Genomic DNA, 15213 nt, shown 5'->3' with positions numbered 1-15213 from the left:
ACTGGCAGGATTACCGGTTTATATGACCAACGCACATGTATGTAGCATCTTTACACTTTTTACGACACCGTAGATTTTCCGCAAAAAAGTCAGAATAGTATTGATTAAATTTTTTCTTTCTGGTATTATCAACTTAATAAAGTTACTGGAAAAATAAAGTCTGTATAAGCAGACAAGCGAACATGGTATTAAGAAACTCTGCAAAAATGATAAAGAAAGGCAGAAATCAATTAGTAAACAAAAAATGTTAAACGCTTACATTAAAGGGTTTTTTGCATAAGGAGGTGAATGAATGAGGCGTACAGGGGATTTAAAGTTAATGCAGCAACTGAATCGCTCCATTATTTTGAACACCATTAGAGAAAGCGGTCCGATTTCCCGCTCTCAAGTTGCTCAGAAGATCCGGGTAAGTCCAACGACAGTAACTTCTGCCGTTGGCGAACTCCTGGAACAGTCACTTGTAAAGGAGGTTGGGAGCGGATCTTCTAATGGAGGCAGGAGGCCGGTAATGCTGGCGTTTAATCCAGAGTCTAGGTTCGTTATTAGCGTCGTCATTGATTCATTGGAATTATCTATCGGAAAGGTGAATTTGGCGATAGATGTAAAGAAGAAAGTTCATCATGCCATACCTAATGACGGCCGCTTTCTTGAACTTTTAGTAGAAAAGCTCCAACTTTTTATAGACGAGGAAGAAGATTTGAAAGACTGTGAAGGGATATCTGTCATTGTTCAAGGTATCGTGGACTCTGAACAAGGCATTATTCAACATAATAATCGATTGGATTTATATGATTTGCCGCTCAGAGATATATTAGAAGAAAGGTTTTCGATCAAGTGCTATGTTGAGAACGATACGAATGGTTTGCTGCTCGCTGAAAAATACCTTGGCAAGCTACAAGGTGATTCCGATTTGCTATACGTTGCAATCGGAGATGGAGTTGGGGCGAGCTTCTTTACGAATGGGGCTCTTACGCGGGGGGCGAATGGAGGGGCAGGAGAGTTCGGTCATACGTCAGTAAATGCCAACGGTCTTCCATGTAAATGTGGCAATCGGGGGTGTATTGAAAATTACATTAGCTGGCGCGCGATTGAAGCCCGATTGAAAGAGGACTTAGCCAAAGAAAAACTGGTTTATTCCTCTCAAGATTCAGTGAAACCGGAGGTTTTTTGCGAACGATTAAGAAAAGGAGAACCAGTTGCGGCAGCCATTTATAAGGATGTTTTAGAGTATTCAACGGTGGGCATCGTGAATCTTGTTAATATTTATAACCCTTCTTTCGTACACCTTGGTGGAAGCTTGCCGTACTTGCTTCCAGAGTTCGTGAAAGAATTAAGTGAAAAAGTCAAACAGAGATCTCTTTCTTCACTCTCGAATAACCTAGTTATTCAAGGAGCTTCCTTTGGTCCGGATGCGGGGATTAAAGGGGCTGCCACAGTGTTGCTTCACGATTTTTTTGAGTTTTCCTTGTAATAATAGAGTAAAAAGGAGAGTTTCCCCTGGGCATAAGAGTTCTAATATTATTATGGTAGCGCTCTCGTTGATGGAGTGAAAGTGGAATGTACTGGATTGGATTGGTACCTCAGTAGAGTGCGCAAAGTAACACTTGGTCAGTCTTCAGAAAGTACATCGACTCTAGAAAGGAGTACTGGATGAATATCGCGATTGTCGGAAGTGGGCACTTAGCAAAGCGTTATTATTCGATGCTTAAAACAAAGGAAGAAGTCACACTTGTTGGCATTATTAGCCGGCAGATACATCAAGAGAGATCAGAGTTTAAAATGACACCGATTGTAACTAGTCTCGAAGAACTGCCAGACTTAGATATTGTTGTTATATGTACACCAACTTTTACTCATCTGAATTGGATTGAAAAGGCAGCGGCGAGAGGAGCTCATATTATTTGTGAAAAACCGCTAGCACTGTCAAGTGAGGAAGCTAGAGTGGCGATTGATTGTTGCAAGAAAGCCGGTGTTCATCTTCTAGTTGGGCATACCCTTCGTTTCTTTCCTGAATATAAATCAGCGAGAAGAGAGGTGCTGAACGGGAAAATTGGCAGGCCAGGATTAATTCGAATGAGCCGTGCCACAAGGGCTCCAGCGGGCAGAAATGCATGGTACAAGGATGAATCAAAAAGCGGGGGGCTTTTTCTAGACTTGGCTGTCCATGACCTAGACTGGATTCATTGGACTTTTGGAAATGTTGAGCGGCTCACAGCGAAACGAGTGGCAAAAGACGAGGAGGGGTCTTCATACTCATATGGGCTCATCATATTACGTCTTGTGAGTGGTGCAATCTGTCACGTAGAAGTTTCCTGGGCTGCGAATGAGTTTCAGACATCCTTTGAACTGACAGGAGACCGAGGGTTGCTTACATCAGAAAGTGCCAATCGTACACCTCTCAAGTTGACCGTTCGTGATCAGGCTGAGGCAAAAGAAGCATTGCTTCCTACGACAATACTCGCTCAATCTCCTTATGAAACCCAGTTAAACCACTTTATCCGTGTCATTGGAGGACAAGAGGAAAGTTGTATTATACCGGACGAAGCATTATACGCCATAGAAATGGCTGAAGCGGCCATCAAGTCAAGTCGAACTGGGCACGCTGTGACTCTAGGGAAAGGGGACCCTCATTATGAACGTTGGACTGCTGAGTAGTGCCCACTTGCACGCAGGTGCTTACGCAAAGGCGTTGATAAAACACTCTGATGTTAACCTAGTTTCAGTTTGGGATGAGGATGAGATTCGAGGCAGACGTTTTGCTAACGCATACGAAGCAGCTTTCTATGAGGATCTTAGCCAGTTTTTTTCATCGGGTATCGATTCCGTGGTAATATGTTCCGAAAACACAAAGCACAAAGAACACGTTTTGGCTGCAGCCATGGCGAAAAAAGCGATTTTATGTGAAAAACCTTTAGCTACTTCGACCAAGGATGCTGAAGAAATGATCATGGCTTGCCATCAAGAAAATGTGCCCCTTCACGTCGCTCATCCAGTCCGCTTTTCACCTATCATAACCAAGACAAAAAAGTTGCTTGATGAGGATACAATTGGAAGGGTAGTTGCGGTAAATGCCACCAATCAAGGACAAATGCCAGGTGGCTGGTTCGTGAATAAGTCGCTTTCTGGTGGAGGCGCGGCAACCGATCGTATCGTTCACATTATGGATCTCCTTTACTGGATGCTGGGTACGGAAATGAAAAGTGTGTATGCCGAACTTGATACTCGTTTTCATGCGATTGAAGTAGAAGACTGTGGGCTCGTCCTTGCAGAGCTTACGAATGGAACGTTTGTTACCATTGACCCTAGTTGGTCAAGACCAACGACGTTTCCGAAGTGGGGGGATGTAAGGATGAAGTTGATTGGGACAAAGGGAAATCTTGAGGTTGACATTCTCGCCCAGCATTTCACCTATTATGCAGGGGTTTCTGAGAGAACGGAACAGCTGAACTGGTCCGAGGACATGAACCAACGATTAATCGATGATTTTATCGCGCGTATTCAATACAGGCAACCGCCATTTATATCAGGCGAAGATGGCAAGAAAACAGTAGAGGTCATTCAAGCTGTTTACCGGTCTGCTGCTTCCAACCAAACGGTTCAAATGAAACCGCATCTTGCGTGATAGAGGAGGGGTTCGATATGGAAGAAAAACCAGCGGTAGCAACTAATTTATCTTATGGCAAGCCTCCAAAAAAGAAATTCTTATCATCGAAGGACTGGGCCGGTCTCGCTTTTTCAGCACCGCTTATCATTGGTGTTTTTGCGTTTGCGATCTATCCAATGATTGCAGCCCTCATTTTAAGCTTCCAGCGCTCGTCGGGTTCTCTTGCCGGATCATGGGTGGGCTTTGGTAATTACCAGCGTGTCCTTGATGATTCTATGTTCTGGCAGGCGCTTGGAAATACATTGTATATGGGGGTCTTTACTGTAATCTTAGGTGTAAGCCTATCGTTTATACTGGCTACGTTAATTTACAATGTGCCAAGTTCGCGATGGCGAAATTTTTTTAAAGGTGTATATTTTTTGCCAAATGTTGTTTCTATGGTTGCTACGGCAATTCTCTTCCAGTTAATCTTTCATCCAGGCAATGCTGGAATTTTGAATTATGTGCTTGGCTGGGTGGGTATTGAACCTGTTGGCTGGTTTACAGACCCAAATGTCTCAAGGTTCAGTATTGTGCTAATGACACTTTGGGGAATGCTTGGCTACAACACAATTATTTTTCTAGCAGCTTTAACAAGCGTACCAAATGATTTGTACGAAGCAGCGGAAATTGATGGTGCCAACTGGTTTAAGAAATGGTTCTACATCACAGTACCATACTTGCGCTCGATCATTATGTTCATGGTTATTATAACAACAATAAATTCCATGAAGCGATTTACCGACGTCTGGCTAATTGGAGGAACTGCAGGGAATCCAAGTGGTTCTCTGATGAGTGTTGTGTTGTATATTTATCGAAACGCCTTTCATTCTAACCAAATGGGAATCGCCACAGCAGCCTCTTATTTGCTTTTCTTATTGATCCTGGTCTTAACCATTATCATGCTGCGCGTGAATAAGAAAAATCAATTTGACTAGGGAGGGTATTCGGAATATGGAAAAAAACATTGGAGTTGGCCCAATTAGTAAGTTTTCGCCTCAGCCGTCTTACAAGCGCACGAAGAAAGTACAGGCGAACACTTTGGTTATCCTGTTAACCCTTGGCTCCCTTATTATGGTTATTCCCTTTATTTGGATGTTATTAACAAGTTTTGACTGGGCAGCAAGGTTAAACATTCCGTTCCCGCCAAGGTTCTGGCCTGCGGATTTTTCCACCGATACGTATACGGCTGCTTTTTCGAATATGCCAATGCTGCGCTATATGTTTAACTCTTTTGTTGTCTCTTTTGGGGTCATTGCCATTAGCTTGATGTCAGCTCTGATGTCAGGCTACGCCATCTCCAAATTAAAGTTTAAAGGGTACATGATTGTGCTTGTCCTCGCTTTGAGTACAATGATGATCCCGTTTGAAATGACGATGATCCCTCAGTACTTGTTGTTCTCTAACTTGAATTTACTTGATACGTATTGGGCTTTTTACCTCCCAGCATTGAACTATGCGTTCGGGACATTTTTAGCGAAATCTTTCATTGACCAGATGCCCTCGGCACTTCGAGAAGCGGCCATCATTGATGGAGCCGGAGAGTTCAAAGTGTTCTTTCGTGTCTATTTGCCACTATGCGTACCAATCATCGCAACGATGGCAATTTTGCAGTTTTTGGCCGTTTGGAATGACCTGCTCTGGCCACTACTTGCATTAAATACTCCAGATAAATACACGATTCAGCTTGGCTTAGCATTGTTCACATATAATCAGTCTTCACCGTTGCCATCCATTATTCTTGCGGCAACAACTGTCAGCCTAATTCCTGTTGTTATTCTTTACTTATTCTTACAGAAATACATCGTCGAAAGCATTGCACTTTCGGGGATTAAGCAATAAAAAAAAGAAATTGAAAGGAGTGTATGCGCATGAACTTGAATCGAACTCTAATAGTCGGAAGGGCGACATCCCGAATGAGGAAATGACGATTTTAGAGAACACGAATGGATGCTTCACTTCAAAAACGACTAGGTTATCCATCAGAAATGAAGAGCCCTTGGGAAGGCTGTCCGTGAGGAGCTTCCGGTAGCAGAGAGTATGAAGGCGGTGAAAGAACATGAGTAGGACGGTTAGTATTCATAGAGTTTAAAGGCGTGAAAGGCTGTGAGAAAGGGGCGAGAATCGTACCTCAATCATCTAGGGGAAGTGGCGCAAGACTATAAGAACGGCGTTTGAAAGCTAGTAGAGGAATGTTACGTTTTATGAAGGGCTTACACTTTTAAATAACGGGGAGGTTTACTTATGAAAAAATGGATGGGGCTTATTCCGGTGGCAGCGACTGTATTGGTGATGGGAGCTTGTTCGTCTGACTCCTCTTCGGACAATGTAGAATCAGCGGATGAGATTGAAGTGGTTTCAGAAATGGAAGGAAATGTACGACTTGCCGTAGCGGGGATGCAGCTTGAAAATGGTGTCGATCCCATTACCGGTATTCCTGTTGTTGGGCTTGAAGAATTTATTGAAACTTCATTTAATGGAAGGTACCCGAATATCACCGTGGAAGTGACGACCGTTCCTTGGGAGAATGCAATGGCTGGACAGACGGCTCTATTGCAATCAAGTGATGTCGATGTGCTCTATACAGGTGGTGCATTTGCTTCACAATGGCATCAAAGAGGCCTATTAAATGATATTAATACACTGATAGAAGAAGATGAGTCTTTTGACACTTCCATGTATTTAGAAGGAATATGGGAGACAAACTACAGTGTCATCGGCTTTGATGAAGAAACGCGCTTTGGGTTGCCTGCTATTGCCGGTGCTCGAATGACGATGTACGATAAGAAGCTTTTTGATGATTGGGGCGTGGAGTATTTATCGGATAATCCTACACCTGAAGAAATTCTCGAAAAGGCTGCGCAAATGACGGGGGAGAATCCTGAGACAGGAGAGCAGAATTTCGGTCTTTGGTTTGATGGGGCTTCTCTAAATAGCTCAACGTTTATTGCCCTCATGCATGCTTACGGGGCAAACGGTGGGGAGGGGACACTCGATGACCCAGGCAATATTGAGTGGAATCTAAATTCACCGGAAATGAGAGAAGTGATGGAAACCTATGCAGCATTAACAGAATTTGCTCCGCCTGAATTTGTCAATACGCAAGGGATGGAGAATTTCGGGACGGAAAATAACAATGTCGCCATCTATTTAGACGGAAATGGAGCAGCAGTCATGGGGAATATTTAGGAAATGACAATGAAGAAATCTTGGAGCGCTATGAACCAGCTATGAACCTCGGAGTTGATGGAAATGGTTGGGTTCCTATTGATCCATATGTTATGGCAGAGAACGTGCAAGATGAAGAAGCGGCCTGGGAATTGATGAAGTTTATGGCTGGACCCATTGCTCAAGAATGGGGATATGATAACTTTAAATTCAACCCAACGTTGACAGAAGCAGACTTCGTTTTAGATGAAGACAAATTTACGGAACAGAACAGAGAAATCGCGGACGTTTCTCAGTCTATTATTGTTGACGAGGCGAATCCTTTTGTTTCAGGTGAACTAACGCCGCGTTTAAACGGCTTTGTTAGCTCTATTGCCGCCGGCGAAGAAATTGACATTGACGATTTCCTTAAGGATTTGCAGGCACAAGCAGAAAATTGGTCAGAGGATAATCAGTAATACGAATAGAAAGTACTTGATGAGCCCGTGATGATGTCACGGGTTTTTTTAGGAGTTAAAAGGGGATATAAGAGTCCATATTACTCAAGCTCAAATTCTTAAGGGTAAGAGCTCACCTGTTGTACGATTTAAAAAAAGATTGCTTTTATTCTGCCTGTTTGTTTGGCTCATTTACTGCATCACCTTGCCCTTTATCTAAATATAGAATTAAAAAAACAGAGAGAAATGGAAATAAACTTAGCAGCAAAAACGCTTGTTGAAACGTAACATTCAAGAGGAGCACACCAACGAGCGCTGTGCTTCCAATGGTAGCTAGATTTAGAGAGCTAAAATACAGGGACGATGAAAAGCCTTCGCGATCTTCAAAGCTATCCTGAATGTATAGAAGTAAGGTAATGAACATTACACCTACGTAAAAAGCACTGATAGCTTGTAAGGCAATAATCACAACGATACTGTTAGATAGACCCATTGCCAAAAAGAACAGTGTTTGAACAAATGCGCCTGAGACTAGTAATTTTTTGTTGCCATACTTATCACTTAAGTAACCGACGAGGGGAAATATAAACAGCTCAGAGATTGGGCCGACAGCAAACACAGCTCCTAAATATGCAGGATTAAATGAATCATTCACATATAAAGTGATGAGTGTCGGAAAAGCTGTGTGCCCAAAAAACATAGAAACAACTAAGGCAACGGATGAAACGGTTAATAGCACGTTTCTTCTTCGTGTTTGATTGCTCCTCAATTTCTTAGACTTAGCTGTTGCCTCAACTTTCTTATTATCTGAGATAGTCATTTGTACAAAAAAAGACAAAGCAAAATATAATGCCGCATAAATAAGGAAAAACATATGAAATGATGTAAGCTGGTAGATCATTACTCCTAAAAATGGCCCAATGCCATAGCCAAGGGAAACGCCGAGGCGAACTGATGAGGTGATAAATCCCTGATATGCTTCCTTCCGATGATCACGGATTTTGTCTTTTAAAATCGCCATAGGGATAGAACCAGCGGATATTTGAGTCACCCAACTTGCAAGAATAATTACAGGCACATATGGGAAAAAAGCATAAAGAATACCCCTTACAGCTGAAAGAATAAGTTGCAACTGAAGAAAAATTTTCCTTTTCCCCAACTTATCGCTCACATGTCCAATCACCATGTTTAAGACAATACTGCCAATCCCTAAAATGGATACTATGAACATTACAAAGGATACAGAAGATCCAACCTCTTCTAGCAACCAAATAGGGAAAATGGGGATCATCATAGCCGCAAGAGTGGACATAAGAACATTAACCATCAATAAAGAGCGAAAATCACGAGTCAGAAATAAAATCGATAATCGATTTTTAAGTGGTTTGCCACCTTCTTTCTTACTTAGTTTTTTTCTTCCGATCAAACTAACACCTCCTTGATTGAGTTATATTGATTTGAAAAAACCGTTTTTAGAACAAAGTTAGGGGATGAAAGTGTCGCTGGAATTTAGTATGAATCCCTTGTCAATTTGACTTTTACATATATGCTTTGTCCAGTATCTCTTTTGTAATAGGAACAATTTACGAACCACTAATGATTTTAACTGTAAAAACATTCATCTATGATGGACCTAATATGAGTGAATTCATCTGTTACATCCTCTTGAAAAGCGTAAATATTTCTATGACTACTTATTGGGGAAAATGAAAATAAAAAGGGATTAAGTTGACTTGCTTCTACCATACTATTTAAAGCGTTATCCTTATCCCCCTCTTTAAAATAGGCTATTCCCAAGTTAATCCATGCATGTGCAAAATTCTTTTCTTCTTTGATCACATTTAGAAAACAATCCTTTGCATGATTTACTGCATTTTGCTTAATGTAAAGCATACCAAGCAAGTTATACAATGTAGGATTCCAAAACGCTTGAGACTGGATTTCCAATGCTTCTTCTAGTGTAGAAATAGCCAGAGTGTAATTGTCCGTAACCATATAAAACCTAGCTTTAAACGTCCTAGGTATCTTGTTAAATGAGTCCAAATTAATGGCCTGCTCAATTGCATTAAATGAGTCATTGAATTTTTTTGCTACCGCCAGAGAAAGAGCATAGTACCACCAAGAAGCAGCGTCATCAGGATGTTTACTCAATTGGGTTTCTAGACGTTTAGTGTAACTTCGATTTTTCATAAGCAAATGATTGTTATCTTCAAGGTACCCAAAATGATGGACATAGATGGTTGAAATTTCAGGTACCACTCCTGTTCTTTCTAACGAGTAATTTACGGTTTCATGGATATCCTTCTCAAACTCGATTTCTTTTTTATTGGGAAAGAGTCTTGTAACAGGAAAAGAAGAGAACCTCCCGTTTGGGTAGTAGTTCTGAATTAGAAAGGCATAGCTTTTTTGTGAGTCTTTTACTAAATTCGATAGATTTTCTTTGCTTTTATTAGCGAGTGCTTCATCGGAGTCGATACCTAAAATCCAAACACCCGTTGCTTTTTCAATAGCGAAGTTTCTGGCTTCTTTAAAGCTAAACGAATCAAATGGATAAGAATATACCTTTGCCCCATACTTATTAGATATAATCTGAGTCTTGGGGTTCACCCCATTATCCACTACTATTATTTCATCGACAACATCACAAACACTTTCCAAGCACCTTGCGAGAGAAGCTCCATCATCTTTTGTCAAGACACACGCGCTTATTTTCATATTGACCTCCAATTCTATCTTGAATAAATCATACTCTGTTGTTTGTAATTTGTACTCTGATTAAGGTAAATAACGCTAATCTTATAACTCTCAGGTTGTTTTGTAATTTGTGTGACTTGTTTTAACTTCTGAATATTGTAAACGACCACTTTATTTCCGCATAAAACGCCCCGAAATTTGCAAATTCCCACAGATTGAGGAATGATGAGTCCCGCCGATAGAATGTGCTACGATTTTTGCATAGTATTTCGGGGGGATTGTTTTATGATTCTTATTCATGACTTTGACACTGATTTGGATACTTATGCAGAAAGAGGGAAAGACAACCGATTTTCCGTTCGTGGAATCCTGTTCTCTTGTCATTCAAGGCGGCGCCTCCATCGGTATGGGTTTTATTGGCGTTATGGAGTTACCTTCAGTTATTTTATCTAGTACTTTCTTCAATGCACTGTAATTCATGAACATCAGATATTATTGCAATTTTTCTCTTCATTAAGCGTAACAATCCTTGTAGCTTTCCTTAGACACTTATTTCTACACGATCACTATTTTCACCTTTAAAATAATATGGCTCTTGAACACGCGTCTTATTTCAAAAGCGTGCCACAACCAGCAGCAACGCACGGTCATAAGTGCATGTCATTGATAAAGGAAAAAAGTTGGGAAGGATATGTATGAGTAAAATGTTCATGGGAGAATAAAATCCCTTGATTTCCAGAACGCAGGAGACTGGGTTCTGGAAATCAAAGGGCAGCAAGCGGAAGCGTGGTAGGGATAAGCAAATCCCGTGAAAAAAAGGACCCTCTTTTGTATAGTTAAAGTCGACAAAAACCAACTAGACAGAGAAGAGGGTCCCTACTATGAAAGATATCATATCTACTATCACGATGAAAGAGTTAGAACAGTTGACGTTCCGTGCACTCCAAGAAAGTTTTTCCCAGGTGATGGTTCAGACCTTACTTGAATTAGATCAGGCTATGGCAATGGGGAGAGATAAGAAGAGATTTCATCTCAAGGACAAGAGAACGTTAACGTTTGAATCCGTGTTTGGTCAGGTGGAACTTCAAAGAAATTATTATCAAGATCGAGAAACCGGCAAGTACGTGTATCTCCTGGATCAATAGTTGGCTTTTGATGGAACGAAAGGGGTGAGCCCTGTGGTGCAGGAGTGCAGGATATGGCGATTGAATTGGCTGTTACAGGTGTATCGTATCGCCAAGCAGGGAAGGCCTTGGAGAAACTCTTAGGCTACCCGGTCATCAGCCATGAGGGCATTCGCCAGCAACTCTTAAACACGGAAGTCGTTTCAAAGGAGCCCGATCAGTTAAAACATGAGGTTCTTTTCGTGGAGGTGGATGGTCTGTACATCAAGAGCCAAGAGAAAAACAAGAAAGGCAAAGAGGTCAAAATCGCAGCTGTTCAACAAGGATGGGAAGTCAATGGAAAGCGGGCAAAGTTGCTTGGAAAGCGTCACTATATTCACGAGGGGAACCTCCCGTTCTGGGAAGGGTTTGAGCAGTTTTTAATGGCAACCTATGATTATGATCCAACTCGGCATCACCTTGTGATCAATGGGGGTGCGCAAATTGGATCACCGCATGCCGGGGCTACTTTCAACACAATATCACTTTTGTTATTGACCGCTTTCATATTGCTCGAGACGTCCAACGCATCTTTCGCGATCACCCCCGGTATCGAGCCATCCGGAAGAAACTCGCAGTCTATGATGCTGAAGGGTTCATGGTGGAATTGAACAGTGCCGTTGGAACGATGGGTCATGAGAAAAAAGAAGAACGGTTAGAGGAATTAATCGCCCAACTTTCTCAGTATCCAGAAGCCCTTGAGGATTACAGGGAAGCGTTAAAAGAGAAAGGAATCGAAGCAGAGACATTCCGTCCGATGGGAAGTGCAGAAGGAACGATGAGTGTCTTCGTCAAGCGATTAAAGCACGGACGAAGTTGGAGTGAAAAAGGGCTGGATAAATTCATGGATGTGATGGTCGCGCTCAAAGATAAATTGGAAATCAAAACCCTTCAAGGTCAACTCACACAAGGGCTCGACCTTGAGGAACGTAAAAAGGAAGAAAAACCTCCAAAGCATTTCGTAGAGAGGCTGAAGAACAGCGCGACAGAAGCTACACGTAACAACATGGCGTATCTCCAACAAACCACTGGGAACCTGTTGTAGAAGCACTGAAAGGACTGAGAGGGATTTAAAAAACGAAATCTAAGAACGGGAGATGACGATCAACAAGAGAAAGCGCTACCAAAGAAAGAATGGAACGATGCAGAAAGAGGGTTTACCAAGCTTCAGAAAAAAACTCCCACAAATACTTAACTCAATCGAAGGATATCCGCAACCTAACCAAAGACGTTGCGTTTTTGGTATAATAAGAAGAAAACGACAGGAGAATGAAAATGCGACCCAAACTGCTGAAGCGGTTGTCCCTTGATCGTCTGATGGATCTAAAAGTTGACTATGCGTTTAAACAACTGTTCGGAAGTGAGAAAAACAAGGAGATTACTGTCGTCTTCTTAAATGCCGTGCTTCAGCGAAACGACCATCATCGCATCAAAGAAATCTCATTCGCGAATGTGGAAAGAGGTGCTGATTATGAGGGAGACAAAGAGTCGCGTCTTGACATTGTAGCGGTCACGGATGCAAGGGAACAGGTCAATATTGAAATTCAATTTACGAACAAGTACGATATGGTGAAACGATCCCTGTACTACTGGTCAAGTTTGTACCAAAAGCAACTGACAAGACGTATGTCCTATACTCAGTTACAGCCGGTGATCGCGATTAATATCATGAATTTTGATTTATTTAAGGAAATCGATCGCTTCCATACTTCCTATCGCTTGTATGAAGACCGTGATCACACACTGCTTACTGACGTGCTGGAATTTCATTTTCTCGAAATGCCAAAGTTGATTCGTGATTGGAAAGAAAACAAATTAGATCCGTGGAATGATAGGTTGGCACGGTGGTTGTTGTTATTAGGCATTGTCGATCATCGTAAAAACAAAGTGTATGAAGATATTTATAAGGAATTGGAGGAGATCGCCATGGAAGATAGAACCCTTCGGAACGCATTTCACGATTGGGAAACGTTAAGTGCCTCACAGGAAGAATGGCTTGCCTATGAAGGGCGGCTGAAACGGGTGTTGGACGATGAATCCGCGCGCAATGATTCGGAAATCCGGGAGAAAGAAGCACGCAAAGAAGGGCAGAGGGAAGGGCAAAAGGAGGGACGAAAAGAAGGAATGGTTGAGTCCACACTCCTAATTTTAAAGGTGAAATTTCCTGATTATTCCCTGGACGCTGTCTCAGAGAAAATGAAGTCCATTGAAAGTCTTGAGTCGCTTGAAAAGCTCCAAAAAGAGTTAGTTCAAGTTGAAACGTGGGCGGAAGTGAACCAATTGCTAGAAAGGTCATGATGCATACAAACTGGAGGAGATCGCCATGGAAGACAAAACCCCTCGGAACGCTTTTCAAGGTTGGGAAACGATAAGCGCCTCACAGGAAGAATGGCTTGCCTATGAAGGGCGGCTGAAACGGGTGTTAGACGATGAATCCGCGCGCATTGATTCGGAAATCCGGGAGAAAGAAGCACGCAAAGAAGGGCAGAGGGAAGGACGTAAGGAAGTACGAGAAGAAGGTCGTGAGGAAGGGCGAAAAGAAGGAATGGTTGAGTTCGTACTCTTATTTTTAAAGGTGAGGTTTCCTGATTATTCCCTGGACGCTGTCTCAGAGAAAATGATGTCCATCGAAAACCTTGAATCGCTTAAAGAGCTCCAAAAAGAGTTATTTCAAGTTGAAACGTGGGCAGAAGTGAAGAAGTTGCTGGAAAGGTCATAAGGCATATAGCCCATGTCCACTAGTGAGTATCTAACCCATACCTTGAAGCCAAAAAAATCATGAGAGACTGAATCCCATGATCTTTTGGCTTCTTTTTCACTGTTTTGATAGAGTACTTGTCTAGCTGTTGCTCGTTCACTTCATTCTTTTTTCTAGCCAGCACACGATCTTAAAAACCAAAGGCCTCTTCTTTCTTCTGCCGTATTGGCGGAAGCTGTTTTCACTACATAGCTCATGGAAATCTTGTTTTCATAAAATTTTATTCTAATTTCCCCTAATTTACAGACGTATACTTTTTAATCGCTGGTAAAATTTCCGTACCGATGAGCTCAATATTTTTCATTAATTTCTCAAACGGTACGCCGCCAAAGTCCATTTGGCCGATAAAACGTTGGTGCCCAAATAGTTCATGTTGGTATAAAATCTTTTCAATAATCTCTTGCGGGCTACCGATATTCATCACATTATGAGGATCGGCCCCCTGGGCAAATTGTTGTTCTGGAAAACCGCGTCCGTTTGTTTTTTTCATTCCTTCGTTGATGTGAGGATAATAGTCTTTTAGTGCCTGCTGCGTTGTTTCAGCGACATAGAAAAAACCAGCTGTTGAAATGGGAAGGGTTGAAGGGTCAAAGCCATTTTCTTTGGCGGCCTCGCGATAGGCATCAATCGAACGTTTAAAATGCATAGCTGGTCCCCCTAAATGAGCAAGGAACATCGGGACGCCTGCATAACCGGCCTTTATCGCACTTGCTGGTGAACCGCCGACAGCACGCCAGATCGGAAGCTTGCCTTCTAATGGGCGAGGAAGAACCTGTGCATTGTTTAAAGGGGCACGGAATTCCCCACTCCAATTGATGACTTCCTCTTCATTGATCTGTCTTAACAGATCGAATTTCTCCTCATACAACGCTTCATAATCGCGGAGGTCATAGCCTAGTAAGTCGTAAAGTCCCACTCTGGAGGCGCGGCCTGCAACGATTTCGGTACGACCTCCCGAAATTAGGTCCACAGTCGCAAAATCTTCATAGACACGAACGGGATCCGATGTGCTAATAATCGTGGAGGAACTCGCTATTTTGATACGTTCAGTCGCTTGAGCAATTGCGGATAACACGACGGAATGAGCCTGTGTGGCGAAATATTCTTGATGACTTTCTCCTACACTGATAAAGTCGATCCCTGCCTGCTCCGCTAGCTTAGCGAGCTCAATAATTTCTTGAATGCGTTGCTTTGCTGAGATGCGCTCACCTTTTTGCGGGTTCGGTAGATGATCCCCTAATGTATAAAGGCCGAACTCCATTCCCTGGCTTGGGTCTATACGAAATTCCTTCAATTCAATCGTACCTTTCTATGGTTAGTTCTCTTTCTCATTATATTATGCGCTATATG

Annotated in this window: 13 protein-coding genes and 1 pseudogene; 11 read left to right on the top strand and 3 right to left on the bottom strand. The window is 42.2% G+C overall.

Annotated features, from left to right (window positions below; genetic code table 11):
* The first annotated feature begins 292 nt into the window (after positions 1 to 292).
* The 7 genes from AVZ68_RS02655 (at position 293) to AVZ68_RS20635 (ending at position 7269) form a co-directional block, all read left to right on the top strand.
* Positions 293 to 1471 (top strand): ROK family transcriptional regulator, encoded by a 1179-nt coding sequence (locus tag AVZ68_RS02655; RefSeq protein WP_059103004.1) that lies wholly within the window; start codon positions 293 to 295, stop codon positions 1469 to 1471.
* A gap of 179 nt (positions 1472 to 1650) precedes the next feature.
* On the top strand, positions 1651 to 2655 hold the full coding sequence (locus AVZ68_RS02650; protein ID WP_059103003.1) for a Gfo/Idh/MocA family protein: 1005 nt from the start codon (positions 1651 to 1653) through the stop codon (positions 2653 to 2655).
* Positions 2633 to 3622 (top strand): Gfo/Idh/MocA family protein, encoded by a 990-nt coding sequence (locus AVZ68_RS02645; RefSeq protein WP_059103002.1) that lies wholly within the window; start codon positions 2633 to 2635, stop codon positions 3620 to 3622. Before AVZ68_RS02650 ends, AVZ68_RS02645 begins: the two co-directional genes overlap by 23 nt.
* 17 nt (positions 3623 to 3639) lie before the next feature.
* Positions 3640 to 4581, top strand: coding sequence for a carbohydrate ABC transporter permease (locus AVZ68_RS02640; RefSeq protein WP_059103001.1), 942 nt, complete (start codon positions 3640 to 3642; stop codon positions 4579 to 4581).
* A gap of 16 nt (positions 4582 to 4597) precedes the next feature.
* Complete coding sequence (locus AVZ68_RS02635) at positions 4598 to 5485, top strand: carbohydrate ABC transporter permease (protein ID WP_082676262.1); 888 nt, start codon at positions 4598 to 4600, stop codon at positions 5483 to 5485.
* Positions 5486 to 5887: 402 nt separating this feature from the next.
* Positions 5888 to 6832, top strand: a complete 945-nt coding sequence (locus AVZ68_RS02630; RefSeq protein ID WP_245628043.1) for an ABC transporter substrate-binding protein — start codon at positions 5888 to 5890, stop codon at positions 6830 to 6832.
* Between the two features lie 20 nt (positions 6833 to 6852).
* Positions 6853 to 7269: a type 2 periplasmic-binding domain-containing protein gene (locus AVZ68_RS20635; protein WP_245628042.1), complete on the top strand. Its 417-nt coding sequence runs from the start codon at positions 6853 to 6855 to the stop codon at positions 7267 to 7269.
* Positions 7270 to 7414: 145 nt separating this feature from the next.
* Here the strand turns inward: AVZ68_RS20635 and AVZ68_RS02625 are convergent, their stop codons facing one another.
* The gene (locus tag AVZ68_RS02625; RefSeq protein WP_059103000.1) at positions 7415 to 8674 is read right to left on the bottom strand and encodes an MFS transporter; all 1260 of its coding nucleotides are present in this window, start codon (positions 8672 to 8674) and stop codon (positions 7415 to 7417) included.
* A gap of 176 nt (positions 8675 to 8850) precedes the next feature.
* Positions 8851 to 9963, bottom strand: a complete 1113-nt coding sequence (locus AVZ68_RS02620) for a glycosyltransferase (RefSeq protein WP_059102999.1) — start codon at positions 9961 to 9963, stop codon at positions 8851 to 8853.
* A gap of 860 nt (positions 9964 to 10823) precedes the next feature.
* On the opposite strand from AVZ68_RS02620, the gene AVZ68_RS20820 reads away from it, so the two are divergent.
* The 4 genes and pseudogenes from AVZ68_RS20820 (at position 10824) to AVZ68_RS02605 (ending at position 13824) form a co-directional block, all read left to right on the top strand.
* Entirely contained in the window at positions 10824 to 11087 is a 264-nt protein-coding gene (locus AVZ68_RS20820) for a UPF0236 family transposase-like protein (RefSeq protein WP_281176575.1), read from the top strand.
* A 53-nt stretch (positions 11088 to 11140) separates the two neighbouring features.
* Positions 11141 to 12150 (top strand): annotated as a pseudogene (locus AVZ68_RS02615) (ISLre2 family transposase).
* A 230-nt stretch (positions 12151 to 12380) separates the two neighbouring features.
* The gene (locus AVZ68_RS02610) at positions 12381 to 13403 is read left to right on the top strand and encodes an Rpn family recombination-promoting nuclease/putative transposase (RefSeq protein WP_059102998.1); all 1023 of its coding nucleotides are present in this window, start codon (positions 12381 to 12383) and stop codon (positions 13401 to 13403) included.
* Between the two features lie 25 nt (positions 13404 to 13428).
* Positions 13429 to 13824, top strand: coding sequence for a hypothetical protein (locus tag AVZ68_RS02605; RefSeq protein WP_059102997.1), 396 nt, complete (start codon positions 13429 to 13431; stop codon positions 13822 to 13824).
* A 274-nt stretch (positions 13825 to 14098) separates the two neighbouring features.
* Here AVZ68_RS02605 and AVZ68_RS02600 read toward each other — a convergent pair whose 3' ends face one another.
* Positions 14099 to 15157, bottom strand: a complete 1059-nt coding sequence (locus AVZ68_RS02600) for an LLM class flavin-dependent oxidoreductase (protein WP_059102996.1) — start codon at positions 15155 to 15157, stop codon at positions 14099 to 14101.
* Between the last annotated feature and the right edge of the window lie 56 nt (positions 15158 to 15213).

The organism is Shouchella shacheensis (assembly GCF_001484965.1).
Taxonomy (GTDB): domain Bacteria; phylum Bacillota; class Bacilli; order Bacillales; family Bacillaceae_D; genus Shouchella; species Shouchella shacheensis.
This window is presented reverse-complemented; position numbering and strand designations above follow the sequence as displayed.

Bases quoted from the DNA above. Each gene is read 5' to 3' on its own strand.
- AVZ68_RS02655 (WP_059103004.1), top strand. From the start codon at position 293: ATGAGGCGTACAGGGGATTTAAAGTTAATGCAGCAACTGAATCGCTCC.
- AVZ68_RS02650 (WP_059103003.1), top strand. From the start codon at position 1,651: ATGAATATCGCGATTGTCGGAAGTGGGCACTTAGCAAAGCGTTATTAT.
- AVZ68_RS02645 (WP_059103002.1), top strand. From the start codon at position 2,633: ATGAACGTTGGACTGCTGAGTAGTGCCCACTTGCACGCAGGTGCTTAC.
- AVZ68_RS02640 (WP_059103001.1), top strand. From the start codon at position 3,640: ATGGAAGAAAAACCAGCGGTAGCAACTAATTTATCTTATGGCAAGCCT.
- AVZ68_RS02635 (WP_082676262.1), top strand. From the start codon at position 4,598: ATGGAAAAAAACATTGGAGTTGGCCCAATTAGTAAGTTTTCGCCTCAG.
- AVZ68_RS02630 (WP_245628043.1), top strand. From the start codon at position 5,888: ATGAAAAAATGGATGGGGCTTATTCCGGTGGCAGCGACTGTATTGGTG.
- AVZ68_RS02620 (WP_059102999.1), bottom strand. From the start codon at position 9,963: ATGAAAATAAGCGCGTGTGTCTTGACAAAAGATGATGGAGCTTCTCTC.
- AVZ68_RS20820 (WP_281176575.1), top strand. From the start codon at position 10,824: ATGAAAGATATCATATCTACTATCACGATGAAAGAGTTAGAACAGTTG.
- AVZ68_RS02610 (WP_059102998.1), top strand. From the start codon at position 12,381: ATGCGACCCAAACTGCTGAAGCGGTTGTCCCTTGATCGTCTGATGGAT.
- AVZ68_RS02605 (WP_059102997.1), top strand. From the start codon at position 13,429: ATGGAAGACAAAACCCCTCGGAACGCTTTTCAAGGTTGGGAAACGATA.